Genomic DNA, 18708 nt, shown 5'->3' on the forward strand with positions numbered 1-18708 from the left:
TTCTGAAACGGTTGGGTTGTTTGGGGGCTATATAAGATTAGGGCTAAGCTAATCTATTCGAAAAGCTTCTTGCAGGCGGCATCTAAAGCGTCACCATCAAGTCCGCCCAGTGTAGTTCTATTTACTAATTTTCTTGTCTTTAAATTATACACTCCAGGGTACGAGTCGCCGGTGCAGTCGGGATCGCCATTGACGGAAACATATTGTCCGTCTTTTGAGATGATTCCATTGCCAGTTAGGCTGAATACATTCTCTAGTTGTTTTTTTGCAGGCGTTTTTTTATCAAAAAAACCTTTGGCCTGTATCACGTCTTTTTTTGTTTTTATATCATATAGTTCTGCCAAGTACCCATCGGGGGTGGCTGAATAGATGTCTGCGCTGAGCACTAGTCCTTTGCTTTTGTTTATATCAAATAGAAAGCTCTTTATCGATTGGGCTTTGATTTTGTTGGTGCAGGAGGTAAGTTCATTTTTATCTATATAGTCATGCTCGGATAGTATTACATACTCGCCATCATTGCTTAATCTTGGTGGGAGTCTGGGGTCGGATCCCATTGAGGCCGTTAAGTTTGTGATGGTACATTTCTTGCCAGCTCCCGTCACCATAACAGTATTGCTCGAGGCCGCAGTGAAAGTATACCCGCTACTTATCGGTAACTGATAACTGTTGTCTGCATAGGCTATTCCGGAAGCAATAAATGCTATGCAAGCAAGGCTATTCAAGGAGTATTTTTTCAATACGTGCTGTATGTGCTTTTCTATCGGGAAGTCCAATTTCGCCTCCATTAATTGCTAAAGTGATCAGTCGCACTGCATCAGGGCCGCGTTGCCCCATAATTTTTAAAGATTTTGGCCGCTCAAATGCAAGGTAAAAACCTCCTGCATAGATGCAGTTGTAATCATCTATAGATATTCTCTGTGGGTCATCTATTGGCGCAGGACGCTTTTTCATGGCTTTGGCATCTTTGCTTTTGTAAGCGTGATCATTCCACCAGCCATCATCAAATTGACTTTTTTTCAGGTATCCGCGATACACCCAGTAGGCTGCATAGTTAGAACGACCCGTTAGCTGTTTAAATCCTCTGCCTCTGAATTTTTGTGCATCTACATCGCCACAGTTTCCATTAAGCCAACTGTAGGATCCTGTAATTCTAATCCCCTTGCTATTATATTTTTCTTTGGAATAGTATAAATCTTGTTCGCTAGGGGTAGCACCATACCAGTGACCAAGAACTTTCTCTGAAACTAGAGATTTAGGTTCTATTCCTAGGCCCTTTTTGTTAACGTAGTCCTGTTTTTGACTTTGCTCAACCATCTTGGTCAATAGTCCAGATTCTACTGCACCCTGCCCATAAAAATGGCTAAGTTTAACAGGTGTGTTGTATAGGTATTTTCTGGCAACCTTATTGAGGTGAAGTCTGTATTGCTCGCGCAATTGCTCAGGAGTTTGACCAGACATCTTTGGAATCAACTTGTCTGGATATACTTTGGCGAGCTCAGCCTTGCTTAGCCAGCCATTTTTCCTGAATTGCAAGATAAACATCCTTGGGCAAAGATGCCAATGGCTGCTATCTATACCTATAGACGCCTCATCCCAGAAGCAAAGGGCTTCAACGTACGCTTTGAACTCAGCATACTTTTCTTCCGTCATGGGCTCATCAAGGATGTCACTTTTCTGCTTCAGCCAGCCATAACGCGTGTCCAGTTGCGCTTTTTCCCATTCTGTTGGGAACTTGCATATGGTACGAGAGAGTTTGGATTGAATTTTTTCATCGGCAATAGCAGAAGCAAGAGCGTCCTTATTTAGTTTCTTCCCTGTATTTCCTACAATCCACTTCTCTAGCGTTGGGGAGGGCACTCTTTGCTATCTCGTGTATTTGGCCAGTGCCTCCATCTTGATGGTCTAGTCCACGCTTCAATTGGTTTTCCATCTTCCAAGCTAGACCATTCCTGTCATATTTTCTACATCCTAAGGTTTGTCGCGATTGTTGGCAAATATGAGTGCTTTCCCTATATTTTTTCCGCCCTATCTCGGCGGAAAGTGCAATTCTAGTACATGTTTTTTATACTGGAATTGCAGGTGGAAATTTTAAAATGCCAATTGAATTAAATAAATTCAAGTGAATCAATGTGTTTTTCGATTTGTTGTTTTTTTGCAATTGATGTTTTGTGAGGGAAAATAAATGGCGTGGCCATTATGGAAATTGTGATGAGCTGAAGATTGAATAGGGTGTGGTAAAGCAGATGAGTGAATGGAAAACAGAGGTACTTTGTGTACCCATTTGTTGAGTTGAAATAACAAAGGGCATAGCATGTAATTGCTACGCCCCATTTTGGTGCAATTTCAACTGTGTGCAAAGAGTGTGCAGTAACTTTGAAAACCTACAACTACAACAGGTGTTATTTCGCTTTGAAATCCAGGCACACCGAGTTGATGCAATATCTTTCCCCGCTTGGCTCCGGGCCATCTTCAAAAACATGGCCCAGGTGGGCATCGCATTGAGAGCAGCGCACTTCCACGCGCACCATGCCGTGGCTGGTGTCGGTGATGCGCTGGATGTTGGCTCCGGCGGCCTCTGCCCAGAAGCTGGGCCAGCCGCAGCCGGCGTCGAATTTGGTGTCGCTGTGGAACAGCAACGCGCCGCAGCAGACGCAGAAGTAGTCGCCCTGCTTGTGGTGAAAGTAGTGTTCGCCGCTGAACGGACGCTCGGTGCCGGATTGTCGGGCCACGCGGTATTGCTCCGGCGTCAGTTGGGCGCGCCATTCGGCGTCGGTTTTCTCTATGGTCATGGCGGGTGTCCTTGTGTCGTCCCGCCCGGCGGGCCGGGCGCTTGATGGTGGGTCGCCGCGCGGGCGGCTTTCTTACCGGAGGCTAACAAAAATCCTGCCGCGGCGGCGGATTCACTGGATTTCATCCAGCGCGCCGGAGAGGTGCGATTCATCGGCCCAGCGCCGCAGCGTCCAGCTTCCATCCTGATAATCCAGCCAGTTCAGCGCGGCGTTGGGAATGGGGAAGTCGCGCTTGTCTTCCAGCGGCTTGGCGGTGGCGGCGCGGTACATGATGTCCAGCACTCCGCCGTGGGTGACGATCAGCACGTCTTCGCCGGGATGCAGCGCGGCGATGCTGGCCATGCCATCCAGGACGCGGGCGCGGAAGCGGCGCAGGCTTTCGCCTCCCTCCAAGTCATAGTCGGGGTCGCGCGTTTGCTGGCGTTGGTAAATGTCCGGAATGCGTTGCGCCGCCTCGGCATAGGTGAGGCCCTGCAGCGCTCCCATATGGCGCTCGCGCAGCTGCGGCGTGTCGAGGGCTGCCAGTCGCAGCTTGTCTGCCAGGGGCGCGGCGGTCTGGCGGGTGCGGGTGAGGTCGCTGACGTAGAGCGCGTCGAAACGGTGCTGGCCGGGCGAGAAGGCGCGGGCCAGCTGGATCGCCTGTTCCAGGCCGGTGTCGTTGAGGGGGATGTCGGTGTGGCCTTGCAGCCGGTATTCGCGGTTCCAGTCGGTTTCGCCGTGGCGAACCAGGCAGAAGCGGGTCACGGGCTGAGTCATTGTCGCCTTTCTCTGAGCATTACAGGATGCCGACGCCGGACAGCTCGCGCGCCAGGTTGGCGGCGTAGTTGTCGGTCATGGCGCCGACGAAGTCCAGCACCTTCATATAGGCCTGATACAGGCTGTCGCCAGTTTGAATATGGCCGTCCAACAGGCCCATCGCCAGGTGTTCGCGCGGGGTCAGATCCTTGCTGTCCTTGGTGATGAAGGCGTGCACCGCCGGCACCAGCACATTGAGGATGGTGGCGATGCAGGGGTAGGAGGCCAGTTCGGTCACCAGCTTGGTGCGGTGGCGGTATACCTTGTGGCTGGCCAGGTCTTTGGCTTGCAGCAGCGCGTCCTGCACCGCCGGCTCGCAAAGGTTGATCAGATCCTTGGCCGGAAACTCGCCGCGCAGCAGCGAGGAGTGGTGCATCATGAATTTTTCCGCGACCTCGGTCACGCAGCGGCCGATGGCCACGCCGCGCAGCGTGCCACATTTCTGGCGGACGTCGTGCACGCCCCAGACGCGCTCGTGTTCGGCAAAGCCGGAGAACAGCGTTTCGAACTCCTTGAAGTCAAGGATGCCGATTTCCACCGCGTCTTCCAGGTCGAGTATCGCGTAGCAGATGTCGTCGGCAGCTTCCATCAGGTAGGACAGCGGGTGGCGGCTCCATTGCAGCGGGCTGTGCCTGAGCAGGCCCAACTCTTCCGCCACGCGTTCGAAATAGGGCAGCTCGGTGCGGTAGAGGTTGAACTTGTCGCGCTCGCGGGCGAGCGGCGCGTCGGAGGTCCATGGATATTTGATCAGCGTGCCCAGCGCGGCGGAGGTGAGGCGCATGCCGCCCTCGCCGCTGTACATTTCCAGCGAGGCCAGCATGCGCAGGCCATGGGCATTGCCTTCATAGGTTTGCACATCGCGGATTTCCGCCGCCGACAGGCCGTTTAGCCAATGCGCGTTGCTGTCGTCGCGGAACCAGTCGCGCAGCGCGTACTCGCCGGTATGGCCGAACGGCGGGTTGCCGATGTCGTGCGCGAGGCAGGCCACCTGCACCACGGCGCCGATGTCGTGCGGGGTATAGCCGGGCGGCAGCAGGCCGTCGTGCTCCAGCATCACGCCGACGCGATTGCCCAGGCTGCGGCCGACGCTGGCCACTTCCACGCTGTGGGTGAGGCGGTTGTGGGTGTGGTCGTGCCGCGCCAGCGGGTGCACCTGGGTTTTGCGGCCCAGGCGGCGGAAGGCGCTGGAAAACACCACGCGGTCGTGGTCGATGTGGAAATCGGTGCGCAGCCCGGAGCCGCCTTCCTGTGTGGCCGGAGTGCGGGTTTCTTTCACTTCGCCCTGGATGATCTTGAAGCGGCGGGTGGAGAGCAGTCGCTCCCAGTTCATGCTTGGATTCATGGCGTGGCCCAGGTTGGATTCCCTATCGATGATATGGGCGAAGGCCGCAAAACAAAAGAGCCGGCATGAAGCCGGCCCGGTTTGGATTTAGTGCCGGCCGGTCTGGTGGCCGATCACGCCGCCGACAGCGGCGCCGCCTATGGTGCCGATGGCGTCGCCGCCGGTCAGCACCGATCCCAGCACCGCGCCGGCGGCTGCGCCGATGGCGGTGTTTTGCTGGCGATGGGACATATTGGCGCAGCCGGACAACAGGCTGATGGCGATGAGCGCGGCGGCGGGCAGCCTGATACGGGGTTGGGCTATGGTCGTGTTCATATTGTCCTACCATTAAACGAGTGGCTTACACTGGCTTTGGCTGCGCGTAGGGGCAGTGGTTCCGGTGTTTGTGTTACTGATTGTTATGCCGGGATAGGCATCGGCCCGTACGATTGGCGGGGTGGCGCCGCGGCCTCTTGGGAATTTTCCGGCTGGGGCGGGGCGGAGGGCGATGCCGCCTTTACCGTTATTATTTTATTTAGTACAGTTCAGCGCTTTTCCACGTGTTTGGCGCTTGCCCCGACGCTGGGCGCGCGTCGGTTGCGGAGCCTTGCGCGCGGAGCCGCGCCGCTGCTCAGGGCCGTCATGCATTTCACTATTTTCGATACCCCGGTGATCCGGGAACTGTTCCGCTGGCTGTCCCTGCTGCTGTTGAAGCTGAGCGGCTGGAAGCTCAAAGGCGAATTTCCCGCCTTGGACAAATACGTGCTGATAGGCGCCCCGCATACCAGCAACTGGGATTTCCCCATCACGCTGGGCCTGTGTTTCGCCGCCCGCGCCAAGATCTACTGGATGGGCAAGCACACGCTGTTCAAGGGGCCGATGGGGCCGGTGATGCGCTGGCTGGGCGGCATTCCGGTGATGCGCCACCAGAACAACTCCTTGGTGCAGCAGATGGTGGATGTCTACGGGCGCAGCAGCAGGCTGGTGGTGGCCATTCCGCCCGAGGGCACGCGCAAGGCGGTCAAGGAGTGGAAAACCGGCTTCTACCATATCGCCCACGGCGCAGGGGTGCCGATCGCGCTGGCTTATCTGGACTACAGCCGCAAGGAAGGCGGCTTTGGCCCGATGTTCACGCCCAGCGGCGATATCGAGCGCGACATGCCGCTCATTCGCGCTTTTTATGCCGATAAGGTAGGGCGCTATCCGGGCTGAGGATCGGTTTGGCGGCCATGGCGGCGCAGTCTGTAGACTGCGCCGTTTTTCATGGCGCGCGGATTTCAGTCGGCTTTGTGCTCGAACAGCGTCTTCCAGCCGGCCGCGCCCAGCTGGCGCATGGTTTCGATATTGCGCTCGTAGATGGCTTCGGCTTCCGGAAAGGCGGCCACCGCGCGGTCTATGCTTTCTTCGCGTATCAGGTGCAGGGTGGGGTAGGGCGAACGATTGGTGTAGTTTTCCACGTCGTTTATGCCAGTGCCCTCAAACTGGAATTTGGGGTGGAAGCTGGCGACTTGCAGCACGCCGTCCAGTTCCAGCTCTTCGACGATGGCGTCGGCGATGTCCTGGAAGTCGTTGAAGTCGAGGAAGCGTTGCAGCACCTTGGGATGAACCAGCAGCGTGGTGTCGATTTCCTCCGGGTCGGCCTGAGCCAGCAGCTGCAGCTCGTCGGCCAGCTCTTCGGCCAATTGCTGGGGCGTGCTCGCCTCGCTCACCCGGATGCGCACCTGGTTCTTCACGTACACGGCTTTGGCGAAGGGGCAGAGATTGAGGCCGATGACGGCTTTCTCCAGCCAGGTCTTGGTGGCGGCGATCACGGTTTCATGGTCTGGCATGGTTGGCTCCGGTTGGGGTGGCGCGGCCCGGCGGCGGGCTGGAATGCAAAAAACCCGGACATGTCCGGGTTTTCATCAAGCTGATGATCTCTCGGGGAGATTACATCGGCTGGATGTTGGAGGCTTGCTTGCCCTTCGGGCCGTCGACGATGTCGAAGCTTACGCGCTGGTTTTCAGCCAGGGTGCGGAAGCCTTTGGCATTGATCTGGGAGAAGTGAGCGAACACGTCGTCGCCGCCTTCGTCCGGGGTGATGAAGCCAAAACCTTTGGAGTCGTTAAACCACTTAACGGTACCGGTTGCCATTTTGTTAAATCCTCAAAACGAGCGTTGAATAAAAGGCACGAAGATCAAGGGAAATGGCGACTGAGGTACGGCCTATGCCACTACGACAACTACACATCCACAACTTGAGCATCCTGCGGGAGGCATAGTGCCTCTAGTTGCCGCCCATGGCAAGCGTTTTCTTCAGGAATCGCCTGTTTTTACGAATCTTTAATATGTCTGCCCAGGACATTTACATTTTCTTGCGGCTGGCCGCGCGACGGCGGTTTGTCCTGCGACAGTTTCTGCGTTGCATATACTGAATCATCCACGATCCGGCGGAGAATCTCCTCATGGCCAAGCAGCAGCTGATGCCTGAAATTGTCGATCCGATTGCGTTCCAGGAGTTTCACGACGCCATGCTGGATTACGCGCCGCAGCTTGAGCTGCTGGTGTGCCAGCTGGGCGACGGCTCGGACAATGCCGAAAAGATAGCCCAGCTGTTCCGCATCCTGCACAGCGTCAAGGGCGACGCCAGTCTGTGCCAGGTGCATTTCGTCGAGCCTTACGCCCATGCGCTGGAAACCCTGCTGGACCGCGTCCGGCAGCGCGAGCTGCCATATCTCGAAGTGATAGGCGACGTGCTGCTGCTGGTGATGGACAGGCTGGTGCTGATGGTGGAGGCGGTGTTCAACGGCGAGGCGCTGGACGATTTGCAGCTGCCGACCGTGCTGTCCGCGCTGGAGAAGCTGCCCAAGCTGTCCGCCGACGAAGTGCCGCAGGCCTGCGCCAAGCTGGTGTCCAGCATGATGGGCAAGGTGGCGGCCGCTTCGGCGGCCGACTCAGGGTTGACGAGCGGCACGGGTAGCCGCTCGGAGCGCCGCTTCGCCGACCTGCAGTTTTTCCGCTCGCTCGCCTTGCAGCTGGAACAGCGTCTGCCGCCCTTTTTCGGCCGCACCGAGCGCAATCTGGCGTTGGCGCTGGATACCAATCAGCTGATGGCGCAGCCATTGAACGTGGAGCAATTGGCGGCGGCGGTGTACATGCACGATATCGGCATGATGCTGCTGCCGGAGGCGCTGTGGCTGAAGGTGGGGCGGATGAGCGAGGAGGAGCGGCGGCAGATGAGCGCGCATCCCGGCTGGGCGGCCGGGCTGCTGGAGCGGATGCCGGGCTGGGAGGAGGCTGCCAAGATGGTCAGGCAGCATCATGAGATGCCCGACGGCCACGGCTATCCGGATGGCCTGGCGGGCGGAGACATCTGCGACGGCGCCAGCCTGCTGGCGCTGGTGGACGCGTTCGAATCCGTGATGCTCAAGCATGCGCAGCAGGGCCAGCGCCGCTCCATGCTGCGCGCGGTGGTGGAGCTGAACGCGTCGGAGCGCCAGTTCGACCCGGAACTGCTGCAGCTGTTCAACCGGGTGATCCGCGCCAGGCTGGAGGCGAGGGCGTCGGTGGGCGGGCGCTGAGCTGATGGCCCCAGCGCCCGGACGGCCAGGCTCAGCGCGCGCCGTGGCGGGCGAACCAATCCAGCATCTTGTGCCAGGCGTCTTCGGCGGCCGCGCGGTTGTAGCCGGGGCGGTAGTCGGCGTTGAAGCCATGGCCAGCGTCCGGGTACACCACGATATCGTCGTCCTGGCCAGCCTGTTTCAGCGCGGCGCGCATCTTTTCCACCGACGCGAGCGGAATGCTCTGATCCTGGCCGCCGTACAGGCCCAGCACCGGAACCTTCAGCGCCGCGGCCATATCCAGCGGATAGCGCGGCATATTGGCGGTGGCCGGCCCTTCCAGCTTGCCGTACCAGGCCGCGGCGGCTTTCAGCTCGGCATTGCGGGCGGCGTACAGCCAGGTTTGGCGGCCGCCCCAGCAAAAGCCGGTCGCCGCGGCGCGCTTCAGGTCGGCGCCGTTGGCGCCGGCCCAGCGCCAGGTGGCGTCCAGGTCGCTCTGCACCTCGCTGTCGGGGACTTTGGCGACGATCTCGCGCAGCAGGGTGTCGGTGTCCGGGGCCAGCGCCGGGTTGCCGTGGCGGAAGTACAGTTCGGGCGCCACTGCGAAATAGCCCAGCTTGGCCAGCCGGCGGCACAGGTCGCGGATGTGCTCGTGCACGCCGAAGATCTCCTGGATCACGATCACCAGCGGCAGCGGGCCGGCGGCGTGCGCGGGTTTGGCGTAATAGCCGGCCATCACACCGTTGCCGGTATCGATGGCCGGCGCGCCGGTCTGCAGCGCCTGGCTGTCCGTCAGGATGGCGCTGGCGGCGATGGGCTGCGCCGCCAGCGCGAAGCCCAGGCTGCCGGCGCCGGCGAGAAAGCTGCGGCGTGGGAGGATGTCGTCCTGCTGGCTCATGTCGTGCTCTCCTTGTGGCGGCGCAGCGAGGGAGCGGCGCGCGCGAAACTTGAATAAAATACTATTGGCTGCGATAAGCAATTTTGAAAGCTCCGCCGGCATGCCGCTGGCGCAACCTCAGCAAGTGGAATATGACGGATTCGTCTCCAAAGGTAAAACTCCCGCGCAATTTTTTGCGCGCGGGACAGCAGACGCCGGTGGACGTGTATGCCAAGAACGGCGTGCTGTTGCTGAAGCGGGGCCATTACGTGCTGACCGAAGAGCAGCGCGACCGCCTGGCCAGGCTGGGCCATGGCGAAAGCGATGAAGTCGAGGCCAGGCTGGAGCGCGAGCGGCTGGAACGCGCCGCGATGCGGGAGAAGGAGGCGGAGCAGCAGCGCAACAGCTCCAATCCGCTGCAGGAAATGGCGTTTCTGCTGCGCCGCGCCGAAGGCGTGCTGCTGCATGGCCTGGCGGTGCGCGACCTGGCCGGCAGTCTGCTGGACATGGCGGACGGCCTGCTCAACATCAGCCGCCGCCATCCCGACGGCGTTCTCGCCAGCGTGTTCCTGCTGCCCTACCAGGACATAGGCAGCGCCCAGAGCGCCCACGTGGCGGCGATATTGGCGGTGCTGGGGCGGCGGCTGGGTTTGTCCGACGCGGAGCTGAGGCCGATGCTGGGCGCGGCGCTGAGCATGAACATCGCCATCACCGGCCTGCTCAACCAGCTGGCCAGGCAGGCGGAGCCGATGAACGCCGACCAGCAGGGGCTGATGTTCGCCCATCCGGCGCTGGGGTCGGCGATGCTGCGCGAGGCCGGGGTGGTGGACGAGTGCTGGCACCAGCTGGTGCAGCAGCATCATGAGCAGCTGGACGGCGATGGCTACCCGCTGGGCCTGGCCGGCGACGAGGTGGCGCCGGACGCGCTGCTGCTGCAGATGGTGGACCTGGTGTGCGGCTGCGTGCACCAGCCGCAACCGCAGCTGCCGGCGCTGGTGCTGGGCAGCCTGTTCCGCGGCGAACTGGGGCGGTTTCCGCCGCAGCATGTGTCGCTGCTGGTGAAGGAGCTGGGCATCTATCCGCCCGGAAGCTTCGTGTTGCTGGCCAGCAATGAGGTGGCGGTGGTCACCCACCGCGGCGACAAGGCCAATACGCCCAGGGTGGCGGCGCTGCGCAAGTTGGACGGGCCGCCTTACGCCGATCCCTTGCTGCGCGACAGCCGCCAGCCGGCCTACCAGGTGCTGGAGCCGGTCGCGGCGACGGCGGCGGCCACCAAGCCGGCCTACCTCTACAAGCTGTGGTACAAGCCCTGAGCGGCTATGGCCGCGGGCCGGCCAGCCGCAGCGGCCGCACCGCCACCCGGCTTAGATCCGGTATCTTCCAGACCCGGCGCATGTGGCCGAAGTCGCGTTTTCGCTCATCGCCCAGCTTCACTTCCGGCAGGAAGGACATTTCCAGCTGCACCTGGCCCAGGTAAACGGTTTCGCCCGCGTCCAGATGGAAGGGCGCGTCCAGCCGGAACTGTTTCATTTTCAGGTCGGAGCCGAAGACGCCGTCTTCGGACCAGTGCCCCCATACGCCGGCCAGCCGGTAGTCGCCGGGCGGCAGGTCCAGCAGCACCAGCTTGCCTTCCACCGGCGACATGCCTTCCTCGCCGAACACCGTGTCGGTCAGCAGGCTGGCGGCGTCCTCGGCCGCCACCCGCCCTTGCGCGTCGCGGACGCTCATGCCCACGGTGGCGAGGTCGGGGTTGAAGGCCTTGCCGGTGAGGGACAGGATGGCGTAGGCGCGGCCGGGCGGCGGCGTCAGCGAGCCGCGGAGGCGGTCGGCCATCGACGCGCAGCCGGACAGCAGCGCGAACGCGAGGCACAGCAAGGCGGAGCGTAGCATGGGGCGTCCCTTCGGCGGACTAAGCGGCCGCGGCGTCGAAAATCATGCAAGTGGTGGTGGCGTGGGCGTACAGCCGGCCGGCCGCGTCCAGCAGCTTGCCTTCGGCGGTGGCCATGCGGGCGCCGGCGTGGATGACCTGGCCGCGGCAAACCAGCCTGCCGTGGCGCGGCTGCACCGCGCGCACGAAATTCACTTTCAATTCCAGCGTAGTGTAAGCCCTGCCGCTCGGCAGCGTGGAGTGGACGCTGCAGGCCATCGCGGAATCCAGCAGCGTGCTGATCACGCCGCCATGGACGCTGCCTATCGGATTGAAGTGCGATTCGTGCGGGCGGAAGGCGAATTCGACCTCGCCTTCGGCGGCGCGGACGAATTCGAAGCCGAGCAGTTGCATGATGGGCGGCGGCGGGATGCGGCCTTGCTCCATTTCCCGCAGGTATTCCAGGCCGCTGAGGGTGCGGGCGGCGCGGGCGCCTATCATCGGGTCGTCCCACTGGACGATGAGGCTGCGTTCTATGGTGCTGGGGTCTGGCATGGGCGCTCTCCTGGGCGGCAAGGCTTCAAACTTGCCACCGCGGGAGCGCAATCGTCAATGATTATGACGTTTGGGCGGCGCGCATCGCCAGGTGGGGCTCGACGAAGGCCAGCAGCCGTTGCGGCAGCCAGTCTATCCGGCCGGGGAAGGGGCCGGTGGCGAAGCCGACGTGGCCGCCGTCGTCGGGGAAGTCCAGCGTCACCGCCGGCGATACCTGGCTGGCGTCCGGCAGCGCGCTGGCCGGCAGGAAGGGGTCGTTGCGGGCGTTCAGCACCAGCGTCGGGCGGAGGATCTGGCCGAGCCGGGGCTTGCTGCTGGCCTGGCGCCAGTAGTTGAGCGCGGTGCCGAAGCCGTGCAGCGGCGCGGTGACCAGATCGTCGAATTCGATGAAGGTGCGGGCGCGGCTCAGCTTGCCGGCATCGAACAGGCCGGGATGGCGCTGCAGCGATTCCAGCGCCTTGGGCTTGAGCGTGTCCATGAACATGCGGGTGTACAGCAGCTTGCCCAAGCCGCGGTCCAACCGGGTGCTGGCGGCCACCAGGTCCAGCGGCGCGGAGACGGCGGCGGCGGCGCAGGGCAGCGCGGCTTCGCCTTCCTCGGCCAGGTAGTTGAGCAGCATGCTGCCGCCCAGAGACACGCCGACGGCGGCGATGGCGGCGAAGCGCGCCGACAGGCGCTGCAGTATCCAGCGCACTTCGGCGGCGTCGCCGGCGTGGTAGGCGCGCGGCAGCGGGTTGTCCACGCCGCCGCAGCCGCGGAAGTGCGATACCACGCCGTGCCAGCCGCGCGCCGCCAGCGCCTGCATCAGCGCCTTGGCGTAGTGGCTGGCGCTGCTGCCTTCCAGGCCGTGGAACAGCACCACCAGCGGCGCGCCGGGCTTGCCGTCGACGAAATCGAGCGCGATATGGCCGCCGTCCGGCGTGTCCCACAGCTCGCGGCGGTAGGCGGGCGGCGCAACCTTCACGGCCAGCGCCGGCCAGATGGTCTGGGCGTGGCCGCCGCGCAGCCAGCGGGGGGCGCGATAGCTCATGGCGCCGGCTTGATCGCGGACTTGGGGCGGAAAGCCTTGACTACCGTCTCGTGGGTTTCGATGTAGGGCGCGCCTATCAGGTCCAGGCAGTAGGGCACCGCGGCGAAGATGCCGGGCACTTCCACGCTGCCGTCGGCGCGGCGCAGGCCTTCCAGCGTTTCCTGGATGGCCTTGGGCTGGCCGGGCAGGTTCAGGATCAGGCTTTGCTTGCGGATCACCCCGGTCTGGCGCGACAGAATCGCGGTAGGCACGAAGCGCAGGCTGATCTGGCGCATCTGCTCGCCGAAACCAGGCATCTCGCGGTCGGCCACCGCCAACGTGGCGTCCGGCGTCACGTCGCGCGGCGCCGGGCCGGTGCCGCCGGTGGTCAGCACCAGCTGGCAGCCCTCGTCGTCGACCAGCGCCTTCAGCGCGGCTTCGATGCCGGGCTGCTCGTCCGGGATCAGCCGGCACACGGTTTCAAACGGGGTGGCCAGCGCGCGCGCCAGCCAGTCCTGCAGCGCCGGCAGGCCCTTGTCCTGGTAGACGCCCTGGCTTGCGCGGTCGGAAATGGAAACCAGGCCTATCTTCAGCATCACTCGTCGTCCTCTGCCTCGTCCTTTTGCCAGATGCGCGGCTTGCCCGGCTCGGGGATCTGCTCCTTGATCAGCTGGTACAGCTGGCGGAAGGCCTTGGGCGGCTTGTTGTCCTGCTTTTCCTTGCGCGACTGGCGCACCAGCGAGTGCAGCTGCTTGGGGTCGGTTTCCGGGAAGCTTTGCAGGAACAGCGGCTGGTTGGCGTCGTCTGCCATCAGCTTGTCGCGCCAGCGCTCCAGCAGCTTCTGCCAGGAGATGTGCTCGGAGGATTCGCCTTTCAGGATCTGCAGGTATTGCTGGATCGGCTCGGGATCGACATTGCGCATCAGCTTGCCGATGTACTGCAGCTGGCGGCGGATGGCACCGTGGGCGGTGAGGCGCTTGTGTTCCAGCAGCGCGGAGAGCAAATCTTCCGGCAGCGCCATTTTCTTCAGCGTATCCTTGGACAGCTCGACCAGTTCGCTACCCAGATCCTGCAGCGCGTCCATGTCGCGCTTGCGCTGGGATTTGCTGACAAAGCCGTCATCCTGGCCGTCGTTCTGGTAGTCGCTCATTGTTGCTAGGTCTCAACTCGGTTTTCAAGGCTGGTATGATACCGGAAAAGGCCGCGGGCCGTTTCCACCATTCCGAAAGATACTATGGCAGATAAGACATTCAGTTTCAGTGCCGACGCGCTGAGCGGCATCGCCGGCCGCGTGCTCGAACTGGCCGGCAAGCTGGGCGCCAGCGCCGCCGAGGCCGATGTTTCCGAAGGCGTCGGCCAGTCGGTCAGCGTGCGCCTGGGCCAAGTGGAAACCATAGAATACAACCAGGACAAGGGCGTCAGCGTCACCGTCTATCTGGGCCAGAAAAAAGGCCACGCCAATACCTCCGATTTTTCCGACCAGGCGCTGGCCGATACCGTGCGCGCGGCGCTGGACATCGCCCGCTACACCGCCGAGGACGACTGCGCCGGCCTGGCCGATCCGCAGCTGCTGGCGGACGAGCTGCCCGACCTCGACCTGTTCCACCCGTGGCAGCTGCCGGTGGAGCAGGCGATCGAGCTGGCGCGCCGCTGCGAGGACAGCGCCCGCGCGGTGGATGCCCGCATCAGCAATTCCGAAGGGGCCAGCGTGTCGGTGCAGGCCAACCAGTTCGTCTACGCCAACAGCAACGGCTTCAACGGCGGTTTCGCCAGCAGCCGCCACAGCCTGTCGGCGGCGGTGGTGGCCGAGCAGGGCGGCGTGATGCAGCGCGACTACTGGTACTCCTCCGCCCGCCACCGCGACGATCTGGCGCAGGTGGAGGAGATCGGCCGCATCGCCGGCGAGCGCGCGGTGCGCCGCCTGGGCGGACGCCGGCTGAAGACCGGCCAGTATCCGGTTTTGTTCGAGGCGCCGGTGGCGATGTCGCTGGTCGGCCATCTGATCGCCGCCATCAGCGGCGGCAGCTTGTACCGCAAGTCGTCGTTCCTGCTGGATTCGCTGGGCAAGCCGGTGATGTCGAAGCAAATGGTGATAGACGAGGACCCGTTCCTGCTGCGCGGCCTGGCCAGCAGCCCGTTCGACAACGAGGGCGTGGCGACGCAGTCGCGCCGGCTGGTCGACGACGGCGTGCTGCAGGGCTATCTGCTGGGCAGCTATTCCGCGCGCAAGCTGGGCATGCAGACCACCGGCAATGCCGGCGGCTCGCACAACCTGGTGGTGCATTCCACCGGCGAAAGCTTCGCCGAGCTGCTCGGCCAGATGGGCAGCGGCCTGTTGGTGACCGAGCTGCTGGGCCAGGGCGTCAATACCGTCACCGGCGATTATTCGCGCGGCGCGGCCGGCTTCTGGGTGGAGAACGGCGTGATCGCCTACCCGGTGGAGGAAATCACCATCGCCGGCAATCTGCGCGACATGTTCCTCAATATCGAAGCGGTCGGCACCGATGTGCTGGACCGCGGCGGCCGCCGCATGGGCTCGGTGCTGATCGGCGGCATGATGGTGGCCGGCGAGGAGTGAGCGCCAGCCTGTTCGCGCCGCAGGGCGAGCCCTGGGCCGAGCGGCTGTCGGCCGGCGCGGTGCTGCTGCATGGCTGGGCGCTGCCCCAGGATGCCGAATTGTGCGCCGAGGTCGACGCCGTCATCGGCCAGGCCCCGCTGCGCGGCATGGAGACGCCGGGCGGCCAGAGCATGTCGGTGGCCACCAGCAGCTGCGGCGATTGGGGCTGGGTGTCCGACCGCGGCGGTTACCGCTATTCCGCCAGCGATCCGCAAACCGGGCAAGCCTGGCCTCGGATGCCGGCGCGTCTGCTGCGGCTGGCGGGCGACGCCGCCGCGGCCGCCGGCTTCCCCGGTTTCGCGCCGGATGCCTGCCTGATCAACTGCTATCAGCCCGGCGCCCGCATGGGCCTGCATCAGGACAAGGACGAGCGCGATTTCTCCGCGCCCATCGTCTCGGTGTCGCTGGGCCTGCCGGCGGTATTCCTGCTGGGCGGCCTGCGCCGCGCCGACCGCGCGTTGAAGATCGCGCTGGAGCATGGCGACGTGCTGGTGTGGGGCGGGGAGGACCGCATGCGCTTTCACGGCGTGCAGCCGGTCAAGCCCGGCGTTCATCCGCTATTGGGCGCGCGCCGCCTCAACCTGACTTTTCGCAAGGCGCGCTGATGCCGCTGCTCCACTGTTCTATCCCCCTGCCGCCGCACTTCCGTCCGCAAGACATCCTGGCCTTTCACCGCCGCGACGGCGAGCGGCTGGCCGAGCAGGTGGATGGCGACGGTCTGCGCAAGGGGCTGTCATGGCGCGGCGCGCCGGCTTGCCTGGCTTTGCGCTTTGCCGGCGGCGAAGCCCGGCTGGAATTGGCGCTGGACGGCGATGGCGATGGCGGCGACGCGCGGCTGCTGGAGCAGACCGGGCGGCGCATGCTGGGCTTGGCGCAGCCGGTGGAGGCGTTCGAGCGGCGCTACCGCGACCATCCGCAACTGGGCCGGCTGATCGCCGCGCGCCCCGGCATGCGGGTGCCGCAGACCGCGACGCCGTTCGAGGCGCTGGCCTGGGCGATCACCGGCCAGCAGATCAGCGTGCAGGCCGCGGTGAGCATACGGCGGCGCCTGCTGCAGCTGTGCGGCCGCCGCCATTCCTCCGGTCTGCTGTGCCATCCGGACGCCGCCGCGCTGGCGGCGCTGGATGCCGACCAGCTGGGGTTGGCCGGGTTTTCCCGCGCCAAAAGCCGCGCCTTGCTGGCGCTGAGCCAGGGCGCGGCGGCGGGGGAGCTGCCGCTGGACGATTGGCTGGCCGACATGCCGGCCGCGGACATTTTGGCGCGCCTGCTGGCGGTGCCGGGCATCGGGCCGTGGACGGTCAGCTACGCGCTGCTGCGCGGCTACGGCTGGCTGGATGGCTCGCTGCATGGCGACGTGGCGGTGCGGCGCGCGCTGCAGATGGTGCTGGCGACGCCCGACAAGGTGTCGGCGCCGGACGCGCAGCGCTGGCTGGAAGGCTTCGCGCCGTGGCGGGCGCTGGTGGCGGCGCACCTGTGGGCGCTGTTGCAGGCTGGCGGATTCTGATTCCGCCGCGGCGAGGCTTGCTGCTGCGCTGCGTTATTGACTATCTCTAATAGAACAAATAAGCCGTTCGCAAAGGGACAGTCATGCGCAGGCCGGGCAGAATCGGTTTGGTATTGTCGGGCGGGGGCGCCCGCGCGGCCTACCAGGTGGGGGTGCTGCTGGGCATCGCCAAGCTGCTGCCGGATCCGGCGCAGAATCCCTTTCCCATCATCTGCGGCACTTCGGCGGGCGCCATCAATGCGGTGGCGCTGGCTTCCGGGGCCGCCAACTACCAGCTGGCGGTGGCGACGCTGGCCAAAGTATGGAAGCAGCTGCACATCCAGGATGTGTACGACGTCAGCACCAGCTATTTCCTGAAAACCTTTCTGCATTTCGGCGTGTCGCTGCTCAGCGCCGGCCATGTCTGGCGCAATCCGCAAAGCTTTCTCGACAACGCGCCGCTGCGCGACACCCTGGGCCGGGCGATGCCATTCGACGCCATCGGCGGCGCCATAGACAGCGGCGCGCTGCAGGCGCTGGCCTTGACGGCATCCTGTTACACCACCGGCATGTCGGTGACGTTTTTCCAAGGCCAGGACAAGCTGGAAGAGTGGACGCGCTACCAGCGCTTGGGAATACGCGAGCGGATCGGGCTGGATCATTTGATGGCCACCGCGGCCATTCCGCTGATCTTCCCCTCGGTGCGGATAGGCGAGAAATTCTACTGCGACGGCGCGGTGCGCCAGCTATCGCCGCTGTCGCCCGCCTTGCATCTGGGCGCGGAAAAGCTGTTCGTGGTGGGCCTGGCCAGCCAGCGGCCCGATACCATAGAGCGGCGCAGCAGCGGCGCTTATCCGATGCCGGCGCAAATCTTCGGCCACCTGCTCAACAGCGTGTTCATCGACAGCATGGCGGTGGACATGGAGCGGCTCAGCCGCATCAACCATACGGTTTCGCTGCTGCAAAGCAGCGAGGAGCTGGCGAGCCGCACGCAATTGAAGAAAGTGGAGATTTTCCAGCTCAATCCCAGCAAGTCGCTGGAAGGCATCGTCTTTCGCCACACCCACCTGTTTCCGCCGTTTTTGCGTTTCATCATGAAGGGCACCGGGGCCACCCGGCAGCGCGGCACGGCGCTGGCCACCTATCTGCTGTTCGAGCCCGAGTATTGCCGGGAACTGATCGCGCTAGGCTACCGCGACACGCTGCAGCAGAAGGAGGAAATCCGCAATTTTCTGGAACTGTAGATTTCCGGAACTTTGCGCCGGCGCCCAAATCTCAGCTTTTCCGTTTACACTGCGTTAACGCAGTGGACATACCAAGAAAGGTTGAGGGGGATGGCTTTGAATATGACGAACAGGCAGGGCTTTCTGCTGGTGGCGGCGGCGTGCGCCGGCGCGATGGCGTTTGCCCTGTATGCGCAATATCAGCTGGGCGAGGAGCCGTGCCCGCTGTGCATCCTGCAGCGGATAGGGGTGATGGCGGCGGGCGCGATCGCGCTGCTGGCGGCGCTGCATAATCCAGGCCGCGCCGGCGCCAAGGTGTGGGGCGGGCTGACGGTGCTGGCGGCGCTGGCCGGCAGCGGCGTGTCGCTGCGCCAGCTGTGGCTGCAGAGCCTGCCGGCGGACCAGGTGCCGCAATGCGGCCCGGGTCTGGAATTCCTGATGGAGTCCTTCCCCTTGTGGCAGGTGCTGTCCAAGGTGCTGAAGGGCAGCGGCGAGTGCGCGACCATCCAGGGCACCTTCCTCGGCATGAGCATGCCGTTCTGGGTGGCGGTGTTCTTCGCCGGGGTGATCGTCTGGACGCTGTGGCTGGTGTTCCGCCGCCGCTGAGCCAGGCGCGCGGAAGCGCGATGCCGC

General features: G+C 63.2%; 22 protein-coding genes. 8 read left to right on the top strand and 14 right to left on the bottom strand.

Annotation, left to right across the window (positions count from 1 at the left end; all coding sequences use genetic code 11):
- Positions 1-53 precede the first annotated feature (53 nt).
- The 6 genes from U6115_RS08285 to U6115_RS08310 all read right to left on the bottom strand — a co-directional run bounded on the left by U6115_RS08285 (position 54) and on the right by U6115_RS08310 (position 5241).
- Complete coding sequence (locus U6115_RS08285; protein WP_146008347.1) at positions 54-722, bottom strand: hypothetical protein; 669 nt, start codon at positions 720-722, stop codon at positions 54-56.
- The gene (locus U6115_RS08290; protein ID WP_146008346.1) at positions 715-1857 is read right to left on the bottom strand and encodes a hypothetical protein; all 1143 of its coding nucleotides are present in this window, start codon (positions 1855-1857) and stop codon (positions 715-717) included. The genes U6115_RS08285 and U6115_RS08290 overlap by 8 nt, the downstream gene beginning before the upstream one ends.
- Positions 1858-2399: 542 nt before the next feature.
- Complete coding sequence (gene msrB, locus U6115_RS08295) at positions 2400-2789, bottom strand: peptide-methionine (R)-S-oxide reductase MsrB (RefSeq protein ID WP_043574680.1); 390 nt, start codon at positions 2787-2789, stop codon at positions 2400-2402.
- A 111-nt stretch (positions 2790-2900) separates the two neighbouring features.
- Positions 2901-3545 carry a histidine phosphatase family protein gene (locus U6115_RS08300; protein ID WP_043574683.1) on the bottom strand — a complete coding sequence of 215 codons (645 nt, stop codon included), beginning with the start codon at positions 3543-3545 and terminating at the stop codon, positions 2901-2903.
- Positions 3546-3564: 19 nt separating this feature from the next.
- Positions 3565-4914, bottom strand: coding sequence for a deoxyguanosinetriphosphate triphosphohydrolase (locus U6115_RS08305; protein ID WP_043574685.1), 1350 nt, complete (start codon positions 4912-4914; stop codon positions 3565-3567).
- Between the two features lie 99 nt (positions 4915-5013).
- Complete coding sequence (locus U6115_RS08310; RefSeq protein ID WP_043574688.1) at positions 5014-5241, bottom strand: glycine zipper 2TM domain-containing protein; 228 nt, start codon at positions 5239-5241, stop codon at positions 5014-5016.
- Between the two features lie 306 nt (positions 5242-5547).
- Here U6115_RS08310 and U6115_RS08315 point away from each other — a divergent pair, with 306 nt between their 5' ends.
- A complete protein-coding gene (locus U6115_RS08315) occupies positions 5548-6117 on the top strand; it encodes a lysophospholipid acyltransferase family protein (protein WP_043574690.1) in 570 nt (189 codons plus the stop codon).
- Between the two features lie 65 nt (positions 6118-6182).
- Here U6115_RS08315 and U6115_RS08320 read toward each other — a convergent pair whose 3' ends face one another.
- Positions 6183-6734, bottom strand: coding sequence for a DUF1415 domain-containing protein (locus tag U6115_RS08320; RefSeq protein WP_043574693.1), 552 nt, complete (start codon positions 6732-6734; stop codon positions 6183-6185).
- A 100-nt stretch (positions 6735-6834) separates the two neighbouring features.
- Entirely contained in the window at positions 6835-7038 is a 204-nt protein-coding gene (locus tag U6115_RS08325) for a cold-shock protein (RefSeq protein ID WP_043574695.1), read from the bottom strand.
- A gap of 311 nt (positions 7039-7349) precedes the next feature.
- On the opposite strand from U6115_RS08325, the gene U6115_RS08330 reads away from it, so the two are divergent.
- Entirely contained in the window at positions 7350-8465 is a 1116-nt protein-coding gene (locus U6115_RS08330) for an HD domain-containing phosphohydrolase (protein WP_043574697.1), read from the top strand.
- A 31-nt stretch (positions 8466-8496) separates the two neighbouring features.
- Here U6115_RS08330 and U6115_RS08335 read toward each other — a convergent pair whose 3' ends face one another.
- Positions 8497-9342: a dienelactone hydrolase family protein gene (locus tag U6115_RS08335; RefSeq protein WP_043574698.1), complete on the bottom strand. Its 846-nt coding sequence runs from the start codon at positions 9340-9342 to the stop codon at positions 8497-8499.
- Positions 9343-9539: 197 nt separating this feature from the next.
- Here U6115_RS08335 and U6115_RS08340 point away from each other — a divergent pair, with 197 nt between their 5' ends.
- A complete protein-coding gene (locus U6115_RS08340; protein ID WP_268988525.1) occupies positions 9540-10634 on the top strand; it encodes an HD-GYP domain-containing protein in 1095 nt (364 codons plus the stop codon).
- A 4-nt stretch (positions 10635-10638) separates the two neighbouring features.
- Here the strand turns inward: U6115_RS08340 and U6115_RS08345 are convergent, their stop codons facing one another.
- From U6115_RS08345 to yjgA, 5 genes are all read right to left on the bottom strand, one after another.
- Positions 10639-11211: a hypothetical protein gene (locus U6115_RS08345; RefSeq protein ID WP_043574704.1), complete on the bottom strand. Its 573-nt coding sequence runs from the start codon at positions 11209-11211 to the stop codon at positions 10639-10641.
- A 19-nt stretch (positions 11212-11230) separates the two neighbouring features.
- Positions 11231-11743 carry a PaaI family thioesterase gene (locus U6115_RS08350; RefSeq protein WP_043574707.1) on the bottom strand — a complete coding sequence of 171 codons (513 nt, stop codon included), beginning with the start codon at positions 11741-11743 and terminating at the stop codon, positions 11231-11233.
- Between the two features lie 61 nt (positions 11744-11804).
- Positions 11805-12773: a YheT family hydrolase gene (locus tag U6115_RS08355; RefSeq protein ID WP_043574709.1), complete on the bottom strand. Its 969-nt coding sequence runs from the start codon at positions 12771-12773 to the stop codon at positions 11805-11807.
- The gene (gene mog, locus U6115_RS08360) at positions 12770-13348 is read right to left on the bottom strand and encodes a molybdopterin adenylyltransferase (protein WP_043574711.1); all 579 of its coding nucleotides are present in this window, start codon (positions 13346-13348) and stop codon (positions 12770-12772) included. The genes U6115_RS08355 and mog overlap by 4 nt, the downstream gene beginning before the upstream one ends.
- Entirely contained in the window at positions 13348-13902 is a 555-nt protein-coding gene (gene yjgA, locus U6115_RS08365; protein WP_043574712.1) for a ribosome biogenesis factor YjgA, read from the bottom strand. Before yjgA ends, mog begins: the two co-directional genes overlap by 1 nt.
- A gap of 84 nt (positions 13903-13986) precedes the next feature.
- On the opposite strand from yjgA, the gene pmbA reads away from it, so the two are divergent.
- From pmbA to U6115_RS08390, 5 genes are all read left to right on the top strand, one after another.
- Entirely contained in the window at positions 13987-15330 is a 1344-nt protein-coding gene (gene pmbA / locus U6115_RS08370; protein ID WP_043574715.1) for a metalloprotease PmbA, read from the top strand.
- Complete coding sequence (alkB, locus tag U6115_RS08375) at positions 15327-15974, top strand: DNA oxidative demethylase AlkB (protein ID WP_047238662.1); 648 nt, start codon at positions 15327-15329, stop codon at positions 15972-15974. Before pmbA ends, alkB begins: the two co-directional genes overlap by 4 nt.
- Complete coding sequence (locus U6115_RS08380; protein ID WP_043574717.1) at positions 15974-16873, top strand: DNA-3-methyladenine glycosylase family protein; 900 nt, start codon at positions 15974-15976, stop codon at positions 16871-16873. Before alkB ends, U6115_RS08380 begins: the two co-directional genes overlap by 1 nt.
- Positions 16874-16956: 83 nt before the next feature.
- A complete protein-coding gene (locus tag U6115_RS08385) occupies positions 16957-18096 on the top strand; it encodes a patatin-like phospholipase family protein (RefSeq protein WP_043574719.1) in 1140 nt (379 codons plus the stop codon).
- Positions 18097-18198: 102 nt separating this feature from the next.
- On the top strand, positions 18199-18681 hold the full coding sequence (locus tag U6115_RS08390; protein WP_230623353.1) for a disulfide bond formation protein B: 483 nt from the start codon (positions 18199-18201) through the stop codon (positions 18679-18681).
- Positions 18682-18708: the final 27 nt, after the last annotated feature.

The organism is Chromobacterium subtsugae, assembly GCF_035919665.1.
In the GTDB taxonomy this organism is placed as follows: Bacteria; Pseudomonadota; Gammaproteobacteria; order Burkholderiales; family Chromobacteriaceae; genus Chromobacterium; species Chromobacterium subtsugae.

What these genes read in the sequence shown, in the direction of transcription:
- U6115_RS08390 (WP_230623353.1), top strand. Translation starts at nt 18,199, where the DNA reads ATGACGAACAGGCAGGGCTTTCTGCTGGTGGCGGCGGCGTGCGCCGGC.
- pmbA (WP_043574715.1), top strand. Translation starts at nt 13,987, where the DNA reads ATGGCAGATAAGACATTCAGTTTCAGTGCCGACGCGCTGAGCGGCATC.
- U6115_RS08330 (WP_043574697.1), top strand. Translation starts at nt 7,350, where the DNA reads ATGGCCAAGCAGCAGCTGATGCCTGAAATTGTCGATCCGATTGCGTTC.
- U6115_RS08300 (WP_043574683.1), bottom strand. Translation starts at nt 3,545, where the DNA reads ATGACTCAGCCCGTGACCCGCTTCTGCCTGGTTCGCCACGGCGAAACC.
- mog (WP_043574711.1), bottom strand. Translation starts at nt 13,348, where the DNA reads ATGCTGAAGATAGGCCTGGTTTCCATTTCCGACCGCGCAAGCCAGGGC.
- U6115_RS08310 (WP_043574688.1), bottom strand. Translation starts at nt 5,241, where the DNA reads ATGAACACGACCATAGCCCAACCCCGTATCAGGCTGCCCGCCGCCGCG.
- U6115_RS08325 (WP_043574695.1), bottom strand. Translation starts at nt 7,038, where the DNA reads ATGGCAACCGGTACCGTTAAGTGGTTTAACGACTCCAAAGGTTTTGGC.
- U6115_RS08380 (WP_043574717.1), top strand. Translation starts at nt 15,974, where the DNA reads ATGCCGCTGCTCCACTGTTCTATCCCCCTGCCGCCGCACTTCCGTCCG.
- U6115_RS08305 (WP_043574685.1), bottom strand. Translation starts at nt 4,914, where the DNA reads ATGAACTGGGAGCGACTGCTCTCCACCCGCCGCTTCAAGATCATCCAG.
- U6115_RS08320 (WP_043574693.1), bottom strand. Translation starts at nt 6,734, where the DNA reads ATGCCAGACCATGAAACCGTGATCGCCGCCACCAAGACCTGGCTGGAG.
- U6115_RS08315 (WP_043574690.1), top strand. Translation starts at nt 5,548, where the DNA reads ATGCATTTCACTATTTTCGATACCCCGGTGATCCGGGAACTGTTCCGC.
- yjgA (WP_043574712.1), bottom strand. Translation starts at nt 13,902, where the DNA reads ATGAGCGACTACCAGAACGACGGCCAGGATGACGGCTTTGTCAGCAAA.
- U6115_RS08350 (WP_043574707.1), bottom strand. Translation starts at nt 11,743, where the DNA reads ATGCCAGACCCCAGCACCATAGAACGCAGCCTCATCGTCCAGTGGGAC.
- U6115_RS08385 (WP_043574719.1), top strand. Translation starts at nt 16,957, where the DNA reads ATGCGCAGGCCGGGCAGAATCGGTTTGGTATTGTCGGGCGGGGGCGCC.
- U6115_RS08335 (WP_043574698.1), bottom strand. Translation starts at nt 9,342, where the DNA reads ATGAGCCAGCAGGACGACATCCTCCCACGCCGCAGCTTTCTCGCCGGC.
- msrB (WP_043574680.1), bottom strand. Translation starts at nt 2,789, where the DNA reads ATGACCATAGAGAAAACCGACGCCGAATGGCGCGCCCAACTGACGCCG.
- U6115_RS08345 (WP_043574704.1), bottom strand. Translation starts at nt 11,211, where the DNA reads ATGCTACGCTCCGCCTTGCTGTGCCTCGCGTTCGCGCTGCTGTCCGGC.
- U6115_RS08355 (WP_043574709.1), bottom strand. Translation starts at nt 12,773, where the DNA reads ATGAGCTATCGCGCCCCCCGCTGGCTGCGCGGCGGCCACGCCCAGACC.